The 14,914-nt window shown below is 74.1% G+C and carries 15 protein-coding genes; 9 read left to right on the top strand and 6 right to left on the bottom strand.

Features of this window, described 5'->3' with window-relative positions:
• Nucleotides 1-133: 133 nt before the first annotated feature.
• Genes PSQ21_RS37795 through PSQ21_RS00935 form a run of 3 tightly spaced genes read right to left on the bottom strand, consistent with a single transcriptional unit; the run spans nt 134 to nt 2,474 of the window.
• Complete coding sequence (locus PSQ21_RS37795; RefSeq protein WP_337961662.1) at nt 134-1,006, bottom strand: class I SAM-dependent methyltransferase; 873 nt, start codon at nt 1,004-1,006, stop codon at nt 134-136.
• Complete coding sequence (locus PSQ21_RS00940) at nt 1,003-1,710, bottom strand: TIGR04282 family arsenosugar biosynthesis glycosyltransferase (RefSeq protein WP_274028443.1); 708 nt, start codon at nt 1,708-1,710, stop codon at nt 1,003-1,005. Before PSQ21_RS00940 ends, PSQ21_RS37795 begins: the two co-directional genes overlap by 4 nt.
• Nucleotides 1,707-2,474 (bottom strand): glycosyltransferase family 2 protein, encoded by a 768-nt coding sequence (locus PSQ21_RS00935; protein WP_274028442.1) that lies wholly within the window; start codon nt 2,472-2,474, stop codon nt 1,707-1,709. The genes PSQ21_RS00940 and PSQ21_RS00935 overlap by 4 nt, the downstream gene beginning before the upstream one ends.
• 119 nt (nt 2,475-2,593) lie before the next feature.
• Here PSQ21_RS00935 and PSQ21_RS00930 point away from each other — a divergent pair, with 119 nt between their 5' ends.
• Together PSQ21_RS00930 and PSQ21_RS00925 are read left to right on the top strand one after the other, a co-directional pair.
• Nucleotides 2,594-3,526 carry a response regulator transcription factor gene (locus PSQ21_RS00930; RefSeq protein ID WP_274028441.1) on the top strand — a complete coding sequence of 311 codons (933 nt, stop codon included), beginning with the start codon at nt 2,594-2,596 and terminating at the stop codon, nt 3,524-3,526.
• Nucleotides 3,523-4,629 carry a sensor histidine kinase gene (locus PSQ21_RS00925; protein ID WP_274028440.1) on the top strand — a complete coding sequence of 369 codons (1,107 nt, stop codon included), beginning with the start codon at nt 3,523-3,525 and terminating at the stop codon, nt 4,627-4,629. Before PSQ21_RS00930 ends, PSQ21_RS00925 begins: the two co-directional genes overlap by 4 nt.
• Here PSQ21_RS00925 and PSQ21_RS00920 read toward each other — a convergent pair.
• Nucleotides 4,610-5,707 (bottom strand): NAD-dependent epimerase/dehydratase family protein, encoded by a 1,098-nt coding sequence (locus PSQ21_RS00920; RefSeq protein WP_274028439.1) that lies wholly within the window; start codon nt 5,705-5,707, stop codon nt 4,610-4,612. The two genes, PSQ21_RS00925 and PSQ21_RS00920, sit on opposite strands and share 20 nt — an antisense overlap.
• A gap of 87 nt (nt 5,708-5,794) precedes the next feature.
• Nucleotides 5,795-6,304: a nitroreductase family deazaflavin-dependent oxidoreductase gene (locus PSQ21_RS00915; RefSeq protein WP_274028437.1), complete on the bottom strand. Its 510-nt coding sequence runs from the start codon at nt 6,302-6,304 to the stop codon at nt 5,795-5,797.
• A gap of 153 nt (nt 6,305-6,457) precedes the next feature.
• Between PSQ21_RS00915 and PSQ21_RS00910 the strand changes: the two genes are divergently transcribed.
• Nucleotides 6,458-6,988, top strand: a complete 531-nt coding sequence (locus PSQ21_RS00910; RefSeq protein ID WP_274028435.1) for a MarR family winged helix-turn-helix transcriptional regulator — start codon at nt 6,458-6,460, stop codon at nt 6,986-6,988.
• 60 nt (nt 6,989-7,048) lie between these two features.
• On the opposite strand, the gene PSQ21_RS00905 is transcribed toward PSQ21_RS00910, so the two are convergent.
• The gene (locus PSQ21_RS00905) at nt 7,049-7,813 is read right to left on the bottom strand and encodes a DeoR/GlpR family DNA-binding transcription regulator (protein WP_274028433.1); all 765 of its coding nucleotides are present in this window, start codon (nt 7,811-7,813) and stop codon (nt 7,049-7,051) included.
• Nucleotides 7,814-7,904: 91 nt separating this feature from the next.
• On the opposite strand from PSQ21_RS00905, the gene PSQ21_RS00900 reads away from it, so the two are divergent.
• From PSQ21_RS00900 to PSQ21_RS00875, 6 genes are all read left to right on the top strand, one after another.
• Nucleotides 7,905-8,582 carry an NUDIX domain-containing protein gene (locus PSQ21_RS00900; RefSeq protein WP_274035594.1) on the top strand — a complete coding sequence of 226 codons (678 nt, stop codon included), beginning with the start codon at nt 7,905-7,907 and terminating at the stop codon, nt 8,580-8,582.
• A gap of 228 nt (nt 8,583-8,810) precedes the next feature.
• Entirely contained in the window at nt 8,811-9,869 is a 1,059-nt protein-coding gene (locus PSQ21_RS00895) for a FecCD family ABC transporter permease (RefSeq protein WP_274028431.1), read from the top strand.
• Nucleotides 9,866-10,924, top strand: coding sequence for a FecCD family ABC transporter permease (locus PSQ21_RS00890; RefSeq protein WP_274028430.1), 1,059 nt, complete (start codon nt 9,866-9,868; stop codon nt 10,922-10,924). The genes PSQ21_RS00895 and PSQ21_RS00890 overlap by 4 nt, the downstream gene beginning before the upstream one ends.
• A 37-nt stretch (nt 10,925-10,961) precedes the next feature.
• Nucleotides 10,962-11,870: an ABC transporter ATP-binding protein gene (locus PSQ21_RS00885; RefSeq protein ID WP_274028429.1), complete on the top strand. Its 909-nt coding sequence runs from the start codon at nt 10,962-10,964 to the stop codon at nt 11,868-11,870.
• A 91-nt stretch (nt 11,871-11,961) separates the two neighbouring features.
• Nucleotides 11,962-13,011: an iron-siderophore ABC transporter substrate-binding protein gene (locus tag PSQ21_RS00880; protein WP_274028428.1), complete on the top strand. Its 1,050-nt coding sequence runs from the start codon at nt 11,962-11,964 to the stop codon at nt 13,009-13,011.
• Between the two features lie 63 nt (nt 13,012-13,074).
• Entirely contained in the window at nt 13,075-14,862 is a 1,788-nt protein-coding gene (locus PSQ21_RS00875) for an ABC transporter ATP-binding protein (RefSeq protein WP_274028427.1), read from the top strand.
• The last annotated feature ends 52 nt before the right edge of the window (nt 14,863-14,914 follow it).

The raw sequence follows: 14,914 nt of genomic DNA, 5'->3' as shown, positions 1-14,914 counted from the left end.
CCCGGACGGCCCTGGTGAACTTCGTCCGGGTGCCGGCGTTGCTCTCCGGGCTGCTCCTGCTGATCTGGTTCCCGCTGATCGCCCGGCGGACCGAACGGCGGTACGAGGCCGCCGCCGGCACCTCCCCGGACGTCTACTTCGGCAACTGGCTGCTGATCACCGGCGTGCTGTTCGCGCTGTCCGCGCTCTGGCTGCTGGTCCGGGCGCTCCGCTCCCGTGCGGGCCGGCGCAGCGAGACGAAGGTCCGCCCCTCCGCACCCCATTGATCGGCCGTACGCCAGCCGCCCGCGCGGGCGTGCCGCAGCAGGGCCGGCGTCCCGATCCGCGCCCAGGGGAACGGCTCGGCGTCGCGTGCGGCGGGGGCGGCCCTCCCGCCCGGGCCGTTCCGGCCGTCGTCGAGACGGACCCGGACCCTTTCGTCGACGTCGACGGGGGCGGTCTCGGCGATCAGCAGCCCGCCGGCGCCGAGGAGATCGGCCGCCCGGCCCAGCAGCGCGGCCGGATCACCACCGATGCCGATGTTGCCGTCGAGGAGCAGGAGAGTGCCCCAACGGCCCTCCCCGGGCAGCGGGTCGAACACGCTGCGGAGCAGAGCCGCGCCGCCCAGCCCGCGGGTACGGGCCACCGCCGCCTCGCTGACGTCGATGCCCAGCGCCCGGTGTCCGAGCGAGGACAGCTCCGCCACCAGCCGCCCCGGCCCGCAGCCGATGTCCAGCACCGGCCCCTCGCACCGGTGCAGCGCGGACAGGTCGGCGGAGCCCGCGTCGGAGCACCAGCGTTCCACGTCCAGGGGGAGCAGCCAGCCGTCGCTGCGGCGGAGGAAGAGCGGCCCGCGGCCGGTACGCAGGGCGTTGGCGTACGGGTCGGCCTCCCACGGCGCGGTGCGGATCGGCGCGGCGCCGGTGGCGTCCGCGGAGCCGACGGCCGCTTCGCGGGTGTCCGGGGCCTCGACGCGGTCGGCCGGGGCCGGGGCGGCGAGCCCGGACGAGGGCACCGTCGTACTCATCGCACCCCCGCCCCGGTCAGCCGGCCGAGCGCCGCGGCGAACCGGCCGCCCGGCGCTGCCGACGCGACCCGGTGGGCGTCGGCGGCGGTGTCCACGTCGACCAGTACCGGCAGATCCCGCACGGCGAGCCCTGCCCCCACCAGCCTGCGCCGCTGCACCGCACCCGTCTCCGGGACGGACATCGGGACCCCGCGCAGCAGGGCCGGATCGGGATCCGCCAGGCCCAGGGCCCAGAAGCCGCCGTCCTCCGCCGGACCGAACCAGGCCCCGACACCGTCCCAGGCGCCCGGGGCGAGAGCGGGGGCGAGCAGCGCGGCCGTGATCTGCGGGGTGTCCATGCCGACCAGGAGGGCCGGCCCCGTACACCCGCCGAAGGCCGCGGCGAGACGTTCGTCGAGACCGCCCGCGCTCTGCGGCACCACGTCGAAGCCCGGGGGAACCCAGGGGCCGGGCCGCCCGTCGAGTACCAGGACGTGTCGCCGGGCGGGGAGGGCGAGCACGGCGTCCAGGGTGTCCGCGAGGGACGCGGCGGCGAGTTCGGCGGCCTCGGCGGGGGAGAAGGGCGGGCAGAGCCGGGTCTTGACCCGCCCCGCCACCGGTTCCTTCGCGATGACCAGCAGCTCCGTGGGCCCGCACGCGCCCGCCCGGCGGTCCCCGCCCCCGGACGCGCCCGTCCAGCGGCCCCCGCCCTCGTACGCGCTCATCGGACGGCCCCCGTCCCCGCGCGCGCGATCCGGCCGGACGTGCGGTCCGCCGGTGGTTCCCGCAGCACGCCCCGCATGTCGCGTACCGCCTGCCAGGTCCCGCGCCAGGTGCCCGTCACCTTCGACTTCCCGGTGCGCGGCCGGTAGGGGACATCGCTCTCGGCGACCCGCAGCCCGGCGTCCGAGGCCCGGACCACCATCTGGAGCGGATAGCCGCTGCGCCGGTCGGTGAGGTCCAGGGCGAGCAGATCGCTCCGGCGGGCCGCCCGCAGCGGGCCCAGGTCGTGCAGGCGCAGGCCGGTGCGGCGGCGCAGCATCCGGGCCAGTGCCAGATTGCCGGCGCGCGCGTGCGGCGGCCAGGCGCCCCGGCCCTCGGGGCGGCGGCGGCCGAGCAGCAGATCGCACTCGCCGTCCGCGATCCGGCGCACGAAGCCGGTCAGCAGAGCGGGGTCCAGCGAGCCGTCGCAGTCGCAGAAGCAGACGAACTCGGCTTCGGCGGCGAGCAGTCCGGCGTGGCAGGCGGCGCCGAACCCGCGCCGTTCCTCCGTGACGACGTGCGCGCCGAGGGACCGGGCGAGCTCGGCCGAACCGTCGGTCGAGCCGTTGTCGACCACGATCGCGCGCCAGCCGTCGGGGACGCGATCGAGTACCCAGGGCAGCGCGGCAACCTCGTCGAGGCAGGGCAGAACGATGTCGGCCCGGGGGAGGCCGGTGTGCGGGGCGGGCGGGAACGGAAGAGCGGCAGAAGAATCGGTCACCCGCATCACCCTACGGAGACAACTCCGGCATTTAGGTCATCAGGTTCTTACGAAACATGGACATCGGCCGGATGGGGGCGCTCGGGCTCCCGGAGTCCCGGGGCGGGGGTGCCACAGTGGAGGCCATGGAGAACACCCCGCCCGTCCGGCAGCCGGCCCCCCTCCCGCAGGGGGCACGCGGCCGGGTCCTCGTCGTGGACGACGACCCGACCGTCGCCGAGGTCGTCGTCGGCTATCTGCACCGCGCCGGTTACACCGTCGAGCAGGCCGGCGACGGCCCCGCCGCGCTGGCGCGGTTCGCGGCACACCGGCCCGACCTCGTCGTCCTGGATCTGATGCTGCCCGCCATGGACGGGTTCGAGGTCTGCCGCCGGATGCGTGAACACGGACCCGTCCCCGTCATCATGCTCACCGCCCGCGGCGACGAGGAGGACCGCGTCCTCGGACTGGAGACCGGCGCCGACGACTACGTCACCAAGCCGTTCAGCCCCCGCGAGCTGGTCCTGCGGGTCGACTCCGTGCTGCGCCGCGCCCGGGCCACCGTACCGGCGGACGGGGCCGGCCCGCTGTCCGGCGGCGGTCTGATCCTTGACCCGGCGGCCCGGCAGGCCTCCCGCGACGGGCGCGGACTGGCCCTGACGCTCCGGGAGTTCGACCTGCTCGCCTTTCTCCTGCGGCACCCCGGGAAGGCGTTCGGGCGGGAGGAGCTGATGCGGGAGGTCTGGGGATGGGACTTCGGCGACCTCTCGACGGTCACCGTCCACATCCGCAGACTGCGCGGCAAGGTCGAGACGGATCCGGCCCGCCCCCGGCTGATCCGCACCGTGTGGGGCGTGGGGTACCGCCTGGACCTGGACGAGGAGGGCCCGGACGTACGGGCGGACGCCGGCCGGGCCGCAACCGAGGACCCTCGCGGCGGGACGGACCCGCAGGGCCCGGGAGCGCATCCGGGCCGTACGGGTGCCGGCCCGGCCGGTACGGGAGCGGACCGGGCCGGTACGGACGCCGGCCCGGCCACCGTGCGCGTCGTGCCGCCGGCCGAGGACCGGTCGCGGTGAAAGACGTCCTGCTCATCGCGCTCTTCGCCTTTCTGGGTGCGGCGGCCGCCGGGCTCCTCGGCGCCGGCGTCCTGCGCCTGCTGCGGCACCGTTCGCTGGTGATCTCGCTGAGCGTCGTCGCCGGGGTCGCGGTCACGGCGATGCTCGCCGGGACGCTGTCGGTCGCCTGGGCGATGTTCCTCTCGTCCCACGATCTCTACGTCGTCACGACCGTCGTCGCCATGGCCGCCCTGGTCTCCCTGGCCACCGCCGTCGTGCTGGGCCGCTGGGTGGCCGCCCGGAGCCGTGAACTGACCCTCGCCACCCGGTCGTTCGGCGACGGCGGCACCTTCGCCGCGCCCGCCGGGCAGCCCACCGCCGAGCTGGCCGCGCTCGCCCGCGAACTCGCCGCCACCAGCGCCAAACTGGACAGCTCCAGGGAACGGGAACGCGCCCTGGAGACCTCGCGGCGCGAACTCGTCGCGTGGATCTCGCACGACCTGCGGACCCCGCTCGCCGGGCTGCGCGCGATGGCCGAGGCGCTGGAGGACGGCATGGCCGCCGACTCCGGACGTTATCTCCGGCAGATAAGGACCGAGGTCGAGCGGATGAACGCCATGGTCGGCGACCTCTTCGAACTCTCCCGCATCCAGGCCGGTTCGCTCGCCCTGACACGAGCCCGGATCTCTCTCTACGACCTGGTCGGCGACGCGCTGGCCGGGGTCGATCCGCTGGCCCGGGAGCACGGGGTGCGGCTGATCGGCGACCGGATCGACGAGGTGCCGGTGGAGGTCGACGGCAAGGAGATGAGCCGGGTCCTGGGCAACCTCCTGATCAACGCCATCCGCCGCACCCCGCCCGACGGCACCGTGGCCGTCGCGGCGCACCGCTCGGACGGCGGCGTCGTGCTGTCGGTGACCGACGGCTGCGGCGGCATCCCGGAGGAGGACCTGCCCCGGGTCTTCGACACCGGCTGGCGCGGCACCCACGCCCGCACCCCGCCGGCCGGGGCGGGCCTCGGGCTCGCCATCGTGCGCGGCATCGTCGAGGCGCACGCCGGGCGCGCCGAGGTGCGCAACGTACAGGGCGGCTGCTGCTTCTCGGTCACGCTCCCGACAGCGTGACGGCGTCCGCCGCCCGGCGGCTCCCCGAACCGCGCAGGGGGGCCACCGCGAAGTCCCGCATCCCTCCGGCGAACGGGACCCGGGGCCGCCAGCCCAGCTCCTCGCGCAGCGCCCGCGAGTCCGCCGTGACATGGCGTACGTCCCCGAGGCGGTACTCCCCGGTGACCACCGGGTCCGGCCCGCCGTGCGCGCCGGCCAGCGCGGCGGCCATCTCCCCGATGGTGTGCGGCTCGCCGCTGCCGGTGTTGTACGCGGCGAAGGACCCGGGCCGCCGCTGCCGCACCGCCTCCAGGGCCACCGTGTTCGCCGCCGCCACATCACGGACGTGGACGAAGTCGCGCCGCTGGCCCCCGTCCTCGTACACCCGGGGGGCCTCACCGCGCGCCAGGGCCGAGCGGAAGAACGAGGCGACACCGGCGTACGGGGTGTCGCGCGGCATCCCCGGCCCGTACACGTTGTGGTAGCGCAGGGACACCGCGCGGCCGCCCGTCGCCCGTGCCCACGCGGCGGCCAGGTGCTCCTGGGCCAGCTTGGTCGACGCGTACACGTTGCGCGGGTCCACGGGCGCGTCCTCGGCCACCAGGCCGGGCGTCAGTTCCGCCCCGCAGTCCGGGCAGCGCGGCTCGAACCTCCCCGCCCGGAGATCGGCCTCCGCGCGCGGCCCGGGACGGACCGTGCCGTGCCGGGGGCACTCGTAGCGGCCCTCGCCGTAGACCACCATCGACCCGGCCAGCACCAGGTCCCGGATCCCGGCCGCGGCCATCTCCGCCAGCAGCACCGCCGTACCGAGGTCGTTGCACCCCACGTACAGCGGGGCGTCCGCGAAGTCCTTGCCGAGGCCGACCATGGCCGCCTGGTGGCACACGGCGTCCACCCCCGCCAGCGCGTCCGCCACCGCTCCCCGGTCCCGGACATCCCCCACGATCACCCGGTCGCCCGGCGGCTCCGGGGGAGTGCCGCCGGGGTGGGCCGAGGGCAGCTGGGCGTCCAGCACCACGCTCTCGTGCCCGGCCGCGGCGAGTGCGGCGACGACATGTGACCCGATGAACCCGGCTCCGCCGGTGACCAGTACGCGCATGACCGCCACGCTAGGGCCCGGCGCGCCGACCGGCCCGGCGCGGCGCGCACACGTCACGGGTCCGTAAGGACGTGGGCGAGCGGACGGTCAGCGCACCCGCTGGCCGGGGGCCGCTTCGAGACGCACGAAGGGGATGCGGCGGCCGGCCCGCCGATAGGAGTCGGCGCTGCCGTCGACGTCGAAGCCCATGAAGGCGCACAGCCGACGGGCCGTGCGCGGGCGGGCGGGCGCGTAGCGGGCCATGATCTCGCCGCCCTCGTCGGCGCTCAGGAAGTGGGCGGTGACGGCGTAGTGGTGGTTGCCGAACTGGATCGTCGTCTTCGGCGAGGCGAGCAGGTTGCGGTACCAGGCGGCCTCGGGGCCGAAACCGGAGGCCAGGAACCAGGTTCCCTCCCCGCGGTCGTACGCGACGACCTCCAGGGCCACCCGTCGGTCCAGGCCGCTGTTGCGGCCGGTGTGGTGCAGGAGCAGCAGGCGCCGGCCGAAGACCGGGCCGAGGCCCACGCGGTAGAACGCTATGGGCAGGCGGGCGAGGCGCCGCCGCCAGCCGCGCGGCAGGGGCGGGCGGCCGCGCCCGGCGTTCTGTTGTGACGTCATCACAACCCTCCTCTGGACGCGAACGGGAGTCGACGGCACAGCGGGTCCCGGTTCGACTCTTAGATTGTGCAATCTTTGCACAATCTAAAACTTGGGGCCGTGGAAGGCCGGGGGGTGGGGCGCGCCGTGCCGGGAACAGGGTAGAAAGGTGCCATGGCCAGGAAGGCGGCTCCTGCGGAGCGCATGGACGATGTGGACGCGGTGACGGGGGCGGTGCTGACGGCTTCCCGGTTGCTGGTCGCGGTGTCGGCGCGTTCGCTGGCGGAGGTCGAGGACCGGGTGACGCTGCCGCAGTTCCGGATGCTGGTGGTGCTCTCCTCGCGGGGGGCCACCAAGCTCGTGACGCTGGCGGAGTTGCTGGGGGTGGCGCCGTCGACGGCGATGCGCATGGTCGACCGGCTGATCGCGGCGGGCCTCGCGGACCGGCAGACCAACCCGGACAACCGCCGGGAGACGCTGCTCCGGCTCACGGAGGAGGGGCGTCGTACGGTCGGACACGTCACCGCGCGCCGCCGTCAGGAGATCGCGTCGATCGTCGAGCGGCTTGCTCCGCACCAGCGGACGGCGCTCATCGAAGCCCTCACCGACTTCAACGAGGCGGGCGGGGAGCCCCCGGCCCCGCTGCCGGACGAGGGTGCCGGACCGCATCCCCTGGGCTGGGGCGAGGCGACGACGGCGGGCTGACCGGGCGGCCGGGACGCCCCGCCGACGCCGGGCCCGGCCGGGCGGGAAGGCGCGGTGCGGTCACCGGTCGGCGGCCGTCAGGATCTCCACACCGAGCGCGGTGAGCTGCCCGACGACCGGGTCGCGGGCGTCGGCGTCGGTGATCAGCCCGTCGACCTTCTCCCAGGGCAGGACGCGGAACCGGGAGGCTGTGCCGATTTTCTCGGCGGAGGCCAGGACACAGGTCTCCGCGGCTCGTGCCGACAGGGCGCGCTTCATGGCCGCTTCCTCGGCGTCCGCGGTGGTCAGCCCGGCCTCGGGGTGCACGCCGGTGACGCCGAGCAGGCAGAGGTCGGCGGAGACGTTCTGGGCCGCTTCGACGGCGGCGGCACCGCAGGCGACCGCGGAGTGTTTGAAGATCCGCCCGCCGAGCAGGAAGAGCTCCGCCTGCTGATGGTCGAGCAGCGCCGCGACAACCGTCGGGCTGTGGGTGATCACGGTGCAGGCGAGGTCCCGCGGGAGCGCGCGGGCGACGGCTAGGGCGGTGGTGCCGCCGTCGAGGATCACCGAACTGCCCGGCCGTACCAGACCGGCGGCCACCGCCGCGACCTTCCGCTTGCCGTCCGGGGCGACGGTCAGCCGTGCCGCGTGGCCGACCACCGCCGGCGAGACGGGCAGGGCGCCGCCGTAGACCCGCTGGCACAGGCCCTCGGAGGCGAGGTCGCGCAGATCGCGCCGCACGCTGTCCTCGGAGATCGCCAGGCCGGCGGCGACGTCCTTGGCGACGATCTTGCCCTCGCGGGCGAGCAGGCCGAGCAGGTGGTCGCGCCGTTCAGCAGCCAGCATGCGCAGTCTCTCCTGTTCTTGCACGTTTCCGCCTGTAGTGTAGCCGTTCATGACCGACCGAGATTCCTCGCCGTACTCCGCAGAGGGCCGTGTGACCGGCCGACCCGGCATCGACACCCCCGACCACCGTGGACGCACGGGCCTCGACCGGGCCGGACGCGGCCTGGACCGCAATCGCGACATCGTGATCCGCGACGTCGAACTCACCTCCCAGGGCTGGCACGTCCTGCGGCGCACCACCTTCGACCGCCGCCGCCGCGACGGCCGCTGGGAGACCCAGCAGCGGGAGACGTACGACCGGGGCGACGGCGCCGTCGTCCTGCCCCACGACACCGCGCGCGGCGTCGTCCTGCTCACCCGGCAGTTCCGCTACCCCGCCTATGTCAACGACCACCCCGACGGCATGCTCGTCGAAGCGGCCGCGGGGCTGCTCGACGCCGACGACCCGCCGGCCGCCGTCCGACGGGAGAGCGCCGAGGAGCTCGGCGTCACGCTCGGCCCCCTCACCCGGGTCCTCACGGCCTATATGAGCCCCGGGTCCGTCACCGAACGTCTTCACTTCTTCGCCGCCCCCTACACCCCGGCCGACCGGACCGGGCCCGGCGGCGGGCTGGAGGAGGACGGTGAGGACATCGAAGTCCTGGAGCTGCCCTTCGCCGAAGCGCTCGCCATGACCCGCGACGGGCGCATCGCCGACGGCAAGACCATCCTGCTGCTGCAATGGGCCGCTCTGGACGGGCCGTTCGCCCCGGCGGCGGACGGTCGCTGAGGCCGCCGCCCCTTCGCCGCGGACCGGTGGCGTGCGTGCGGTCGCGCTCCGGTGCCGGTCGGCCGCGGGCGTTCGGTGCCGCGGTGGGCAGCGGGGCCGGGGTGGCCGTTCACGCGGTGCCGGGTCGAGCGGCCGCCGACCCGCGGCGAGTTCGGCGCTCGGCCCGCCCGGCCCCCGTGGGGCGGGCGGAGCGCGAGTGATCCGATCGTAGGGATATCGTTCCTCGACATGTTCACCACCGCAGTGGAGCACCCCGCGCCAGGGGGGACGACGGACGCCCGGCGGCGGCGCGTCGTGGGGCTGGGCGTCCTCACGGTGGCGCTGGTGATCGCGGCGACGGTCTCGTTGGCCGTCGGGGCCCGCGCGTTGAGCCCCGGCGAGGTCTGGCACGGGTTGTTCGCGGAGCCCGACCCCGACCGCAAGCTCACCGAGATCCGGCTCATCGTGCGGACCGTGCGCCTGCCCCGGACGGTCCTCGCGATCGTGGCGGGCCTGGCCCTGGGGGTCGGCGGGGCGCTGATCCAGGGGTACACGCGCAACCCCATCGCCGACACCGGACTGCTGGGGGTGAACGCCGGAGCCTCCTTCGCGGTGGTGTCGGCCATCGCCCTGTTCGGGTTCACCGACCCGTTCCAGTACGTCTGGTTCGCCTTCGTGGGCGCGGGCGTCGCCGGCGTCGTCGTCTTTGGCCTGGCGAGCCTCGGCAGGGGCGCGGGCAACCCGCTGACCCTCGCCCTGGCCGGGCAGGGCGTCACCGTGTTCCTCGCCGCGATGACCACGGCGGTCGCCCTGTCCGACCAGAAGTCCCTCAACGCGCTGCGGTTCTGGAACGCGGGCTCCGTGACGGGTGTCGGATTCGATGTCATCTGGCCGGTGGCGGGATTCGTGGCCGTCGGCCTGGTCCTGGCTCTGATCACCCTGCCCGCCCTCAACCTGCTCAACCTGGGCGACGACGTGGCGCGGGCGCTCGGGGTGAACATCGCGGGGAGCCGCACGATCGGCATCGTCGCCATCACCCTGCTGGCGGGAGCCGCCACGGCGGCCTGCGGCCCCATCGCCTTCCTCGGACTGATGGTGGCCCATGTGGCCCGGTACCTGACCGGCCCCGACTACCGCTGGCTGGTGCCGTACGCAGGTCTGCTCGGAGCCGGTGTCCTGCTGGTCTGCGACATCGTGGGCCGCCTGGTCGTGCGGCCGGGCGAGCTGGAAGCGGGCATCGTGGTCGCCCTCCTCGGGGCCCCCTTCTTCGCGGCCCTGGTGTGGCGAGGGAAGTTCAGGAGCGCATGAACGGGACCGAAGTGAAAGCGCCGATGCCGCCGGGTGCGCGGCTCGGGCGGGTGTCGTTCGTCTGGCGGCCCCGGCTCGTACTGGTCACGCTGGTGCTCGCGGCGGCGGTCTTCCTCGTCCTCTGCCTCTCCATCAGCATCGGGGACTTCCCCATCGCCCTCTCCCGGGTGATCGCCACCATCCTCGGCCAGGGCGAACAGGTCGACGCCTTCGTGGTCATGGACCTCCGGATGCCCCGGGCGCTGGCCGGCCTCGTCGTGGGGGTCGCCCTGGGCGTGTCCGGCGCGATCACCCAGTCCGTGGCACGCAACCCGCTCGCCAGCCCGGACGTCCTCGGGATCACCGCCGGAGCCGGAGCCGGCGCGGTGTTCCTGGTGACGGCCACGGGCGGGACCGCCGCGGCCGCCGGCTCGGTCGGGCTGCCCGCGGCGGCCCTCCTGGGCGGCCTCGGCACGGGGCTGCTGGTGTACTTCCTCGCCTGGCGGCGCGGCGTCGACGGTTTCCGGCTCATCCTCATCGGTATCTCGGTGACCGCCATGATGCAGGCGATCACGACCTGGCTACTGGCCTCGGCCGACATCCGGGACGTGGCGCGCGCCCAGGTGTGGCTGGTCGGCTCGCTGGACAACCGGTCCTGGGACGAGGTGCGCGCGGCGTTCTGGTGCACGCTCGTCCTGCTGGCCGTCGTGGCCGTCGTGGCCTTCCCGTTCAAGCCGATGCACCTCGGCGACGACGTGGCCGCCGGGCTCGGCGTACGGGTCGGCCGGGTGCGGGCCCTCCTGCTGCTCTGTGCGGTCCTGCTGGCCGCCGTGGGGGTGAGCGCGGCGGGGCCGGTCCCGTTCGTCGCGCTGGTGGCGCCCCAGGTGGCGATGCGCCTGGCGAGATGGCCGACGCCGCCGGTCATCGCCTCCGGCCTGGTGGGCGCGTCGCTGCTGATCGGCTCGGACCTGGTGGCCCGCGCGGTCCTGCCGATCGGCCTGCCGGTCGGCGTGGTCACCGCCCTGATCGGCGGTCCGTTCCTCGTCTACCTGCTGGTGCGGGCGAACCGCCGGTAGATGGTAGAAGTAAGACGAACCTCGACAAGGGGGGCTTGTGGCCGCTCAGTTCACCGCCAGGACCGATGCCGACGCCGGGGACGTCCCACGGCTGGCCGCCAGGGGCATCACCGTCGGATACGGCGACCGCACGGTCATCGACCAGCTCGACGTGGCCATTCCCCCCGGGGTGATCACCACGATCATCGGCCCCAACGGCTGTGGCAAATCCACCCTGTTGCGCACTCTGGCCCGGCTCCTCAGACCGGCCGGCGGCACCGTCGTGCTGGACGGCGAGGACATCGGCGGGCTCCGGACCAGGGACGTGGCGAAGAAGCTCGGACTGCTGCCGCAGGCGCCGGTCGCCCCGGAGGGGCTGACCGTGGCCGACCTGGTCGCCCGCGGACGGCATCCGCACCAGAGCTGGCTGCGGCAGTGGTCCTCGGACGACGTCGACGTGGTGCGGCGCGCGCTGGCCATGACCGGGGTGGCGGACCTGGCCGACCGGCCCGTCGACTCGCTGTCCGGCGGACAGCGCCAGCGCGTCTGGATATCGATGGCCCTGGCCCAGGGCACCGACCTGCTGCTGCTGGACGAGCCGACCACCTATCTGGACCTGGCCCACGCGATCGACGTACTCGACCTGGTCGACGATCTGCACGAGTCGGGCCGCACCGTGGTCATGGTGCTGCACGACCTCAACCTGGCCACGCGCTACAGCGACCACCTCATCGTCATGCGGGCGGGAGCCGTCCTGGCGCAGGGGCACCCCCGGGACGTGATCACCGCCGAGCTGCTGCACGAGGCGTTCGGACTGCGGGCCGAGGTGATCGACGACCCGGTGGGCGCCCGGCCGCTCATCGTGCCGATCGGCCGGGCGCACGTCCGGCCCGGACCGCGGGTGGCGCCCGGCGGGCCGTCGGCGCCCGACGGGCGGATCAATCCACCCTGCCCAGAAGAAAGTTGACAAGTAAGGTTAGGCTGGCCTCACGACTTACGGTACAGTCCGGCTGCCTCCCACCCGGGGCGGCGGACAGCGCGAAAGCAAGGGATTCCGGATGTCTCTCCAACGAACGACGCCGCTGAAGCGGTGGCGGCGGCCGGCCGCCGCGGTGTCCGCCGCCACCCTCGGCATCGGTCTCCTCGCGGGATGCGGCAGCGACTCGGCGGACGGGAGGAACGACGGCGCCCCGGCCGCGACCGGCGGCGCGTTCCCGGTCACCGTGGAGCACGCGTTCGGAACCACCGAGGTCGCCCAGGCCCCCCAGCGGGTCGTCACCGTCGGCTACACCGACGACCAGGCCGTCCTGGCGTTCGGCGTCAAGCCGGTCGGGATGGTCGACCAGTACCCGAACCCGGCCGGCCGGACGCCCGACATCAACACACAGTGGCCCTGGGTGAAGGACCAGTGGGGCGACACCCGCCCCGAGGTCGTCATGAAGAACGGCGACGCGGGCCCCAACTTCGAGAAGATCGCCTCCCTGCGCCCCGACCTGATCATCGCGGTGTACTCCGAGGTCGACAGGGCGGCATACGAGAAGCTCTCCAGGATCGCCCCGACCGTGGGCCGCACCAAGGGCGAGAAGGAACTCTTCAGCGCCCCGTGGCAGGACAACGCGGTGCACATCGCCAAGGCTCTCGGCAAGGAGAAGGAGGGCGCCGACCTGGTGAAGGGCATTCAGGGCAGGCTGAACGCCGCGAAGAAGGCCCACCCCGAGTTCGGCGGGCAGAAGGCCGTCGCGCTGTCCTGGTACAAGGACTCGATCTCGGCCTTCACCTCCACCGACGTACGCGGACGGCTCGTCACCGGCACCGGATTCACCTACCAGACCGAGATCGACAAGATCGCCGACGGCGGCTTCTTCACCGAGCTTTCCCCCGAGCGCGTCGATCTGGTGGACGTCGACCACATCTTCGTCATCAACGACAAGGCGGACACGGAGGCGCTCAAGAAGTTCGAGCTGTTCACCAACCTGCCGGCCGTCAAGAACGGCAAGGTCTCCTACCTGCTGGACAGCGAGGGCCCGGCGGTCGGGGCGGCGATGTCCCAGGGCACCCTGCTCTCCCTGCCGTACGCGATCGACGAGCTCGTCGCGTCGGTCAAGTAGAGACGCCCGCCACCCGGTGATGACGACCCACCGCCCCGTTCCCCGGCGAGAACCGGTCTTCGAGTGACGGCCACCGACACTCCCGCCGCCCCGGCGGCCCTCGGCACGGCGACCGGGGGAGAGGCCGCCCGCTGGGTGGCCGGGCACTGCCGACGGGCCCCCTGGCTGACCGCCTCCACCGTCCTCACCACGGTGGCCGGGGCCGCGCTCCAGGTACTCCCGGTGCTGCTGCTCGGCCGGATCGTCGACGGGGTCGTCGGGGGCGAGTCACGCTCGATACTGCTCACCGTCGGCGTCCTGATGGTGGCCGCCGCGCTGTTCGGCGCCGCGGCCACCGCGGCCTCCACCTTCCTGACCGGGAAGCTCGGGGCCGAACTGCTCGCGCGGCTCCGCGAGGAAGCCGTCCGCGCCGTGCTGGGAATGCCCAGCGCCCGCGTCGAAGAGGTCGGCCGGGGGGACGTGCTGTCCCGCGTCGGCGACGACGTGGCCGTGATCTCCAAGGGCATCCGGACCGCCGTCCCCACCGTGTTCTCGGCGGGCGTCCTGGTCGGCATCGCGACGCTCGCCATGTTCGGTCTCGACTGGCGGCTCGGCCTGGCCGGCGCCTGCGCCCTGCCCGCGTACGCGCTGGCGCTGCGCTGGTACCTGCCCCGCTCGGCACCCCTCTACCGGAGGCAGCGGGAGGCCCAGGCCGACCGCGCCCAGGCGCTGATCAGCGGACTGAACGGCATCGACACGGTCCGGGCGTACCGCCTGGAGGACGCCGTGAGCGACAAGGTCACCAGCGAGTCGTGGCGGGTGCGCGACCTCGGCGTCGAGGTGTTCCGCTTCTTCGGCCGGTTCGTCGGCCGGGAGAACCGGGCCGAGTTCATCGGGCTCGTCCTCATCCTGCTCGTCGGGTACGCCCTCCTGGAGGCGGACGCCGCCACCCTGGGCGAGGTGTCGGCCGCCCCGTTGATGTTCCACCGCCTGTTCACCCCGCTGGGCGCCATCATGTTCACCTTCGACGAGGCGCAGAAGTCCGGAGCGAGCCTCGCCCGTCTCGTCGGCGTGTTCCAGGAGCCGTCCGAGCAGCGGCTGGTGGGCGACGGATCCGTCCTGCCCGCGGCCGTCGCACCGTACCCGGTCAGGGTGGAGGGGCTGACCTTCAGCTATCCCGGGGCCGGGGAACCGGTGCTGCGGGAGGTCTCCCTGTCCGTCCCGGCCGGTGGTTCGCTCGCCCTGGTCGGGGCGACGGGCGCCGGCAAGTCGACGCTGGCCGCGCTCATCGCCGGCATCGGGAGACCGCAGGCCGGGTCCGTGCGCATCGGGACGTACGACCTCGCGGACACGGACGAGGCCGGGGCACGCGCCCTGGTGAGCATCCTGACCCAGGAGACCCATGTGTTCTCCGGTCCGCTCGCCGACGACCTGCGGCTCGCCGCACCCGACGCGAGCGACGACGAGCTGTGGGACGCGCTGCGCACGGTCGGCGCCGGAGGCTGGGCCGAACTCCTTCCCGAGGGTCTGAACGCCGTGGTCGGCGAGGGCGGCGAGCGGCTGGACGGCACCAAGGTCGCCCAGATCGCGCTGGCCCGGCTGGTGTTGAGCCGGTCCCCGGTGGTCGTGCTCGACGAGTCGACCGCGGAGGCGGGCAGCGAGGGCGCCGCCGAACTGGAACGTGCCGTGCTGGCCGCCTGCTCCGGCCGGACCACGCTGTTCGTGGCCCACCGCCTGACCCAGGCGATGGCCGCGGACCGGATCGCCGTGCTGTCCGCGGGACGGGTGGTGGAGGAGGGAACCCACAGCGAACTGGTCGAGCTGGGCGGCCAGTACGCCCGGCTGTGGCGCGCGTGGCGAGAAGGCAGTTAGGGAGTGTCCGCGAAGGATCGTCGTCCGACCTCGGGCCGGACGGGACCGCGCG

Origin of the sequence: Streptomyces sp. MMBL 11-1, from assembly GCF_028622875.1 — a bacterium.
Classification (GTDB): Bacteria; Actinomycetota; Actinomycetes; order Streptomycetales; family Streptomycetaceae; genus Streptomyces.
The sequence above is the reverse complement of the archived record's forward strand: the minus strand, read 5'-3'. Positions and strand labels throughout refer to the sequence as shown.

Excerpts from the sequence above, each read along its gene's own strand:
- PSQ21_RS37795 (WP_337961662.1), bottom strand. The coding sequence starts at position 1,006 with ATGAGTACGACGGTGCCCTCGTCCGGGCTCGCCGCCCCGGCCCCGGCC.
- PSQ21_RS00940 (WP_274028443.1), bottom strand. The coding sequence starts at position 1,710 with ATGAGCGCGTACGAGGGCGGGGGCCGCTGGACGGGCGCGTCCGGGGGC.
- PSQ21_RS00935 (WP_274028442.1), bottom strand. The coding sequence starts at position 2,474 with ATGCGGGTGACCGATTCTTCTGCCGCTCTTCCGTTCCCGCCCGCCCCG.
- PSQ21_RS00930 (WP_274028441.1), top strand. The coding sequence starts at position 2,594 with ATGGAGAACACCCCGCCCGTCCGGCAGCCGGCCCCCCTCCCGCAGGGG.
- PSQ21_RS00920 (WP_274028439.1), bottom strand. The coding sequence starts at position 5,707 with ATGCGCGTACTGGTCACCGGCGGAGCCGGGTTCATCGGGTCACATGTC.
- PSQ21_RS00915 (WP_274028437.1), bottom strand. The coding sequence starts at position 6,304 with ATGACGTCACAACAGAACGCCGGGCGCGGCCGCCCGCCCCTGCCGCGC.
- PSQ21_RS00910 (WP_274028435.1), top strand. The coding sequence starts at position 6,458 with ATGGCCAGGAAGGCGGCTCCTGCGGAGCGCATGGACGATGTGGACGCG.
- PSQ21_RS00905 (WP_274028433.1), bottom strand. The coding sequence starts at position 7,813 with ATGCTGGCTGCTGAACGGCGCGACCACCTGCTCGGCCTGCTCGCCCGC.
- PSQ21_RS00895 (WP_274028431.1), top strand. The coding sequence starts at position 8,811 with ATGTTCACCACCGCAGTGGAGCACCCCGCGCCAGGGGGGACGACGGAC.
- PSQ21_RS00890 (WP_274028430.1), top strand. The coding sequence starts at position 9,866 with ATGAACGGGACCGAAGTGAAAGCGCCGATGCCGCCGGGTGCGCGGCTC.
- PSQ21_RS00880 (WP_274028428.1), top strand. The coding sequence starts at position 11,962 with ATGTCTCTCCAACGAACGACGCCGCTGAAGCGGTGGCGGCGGCCGGCC.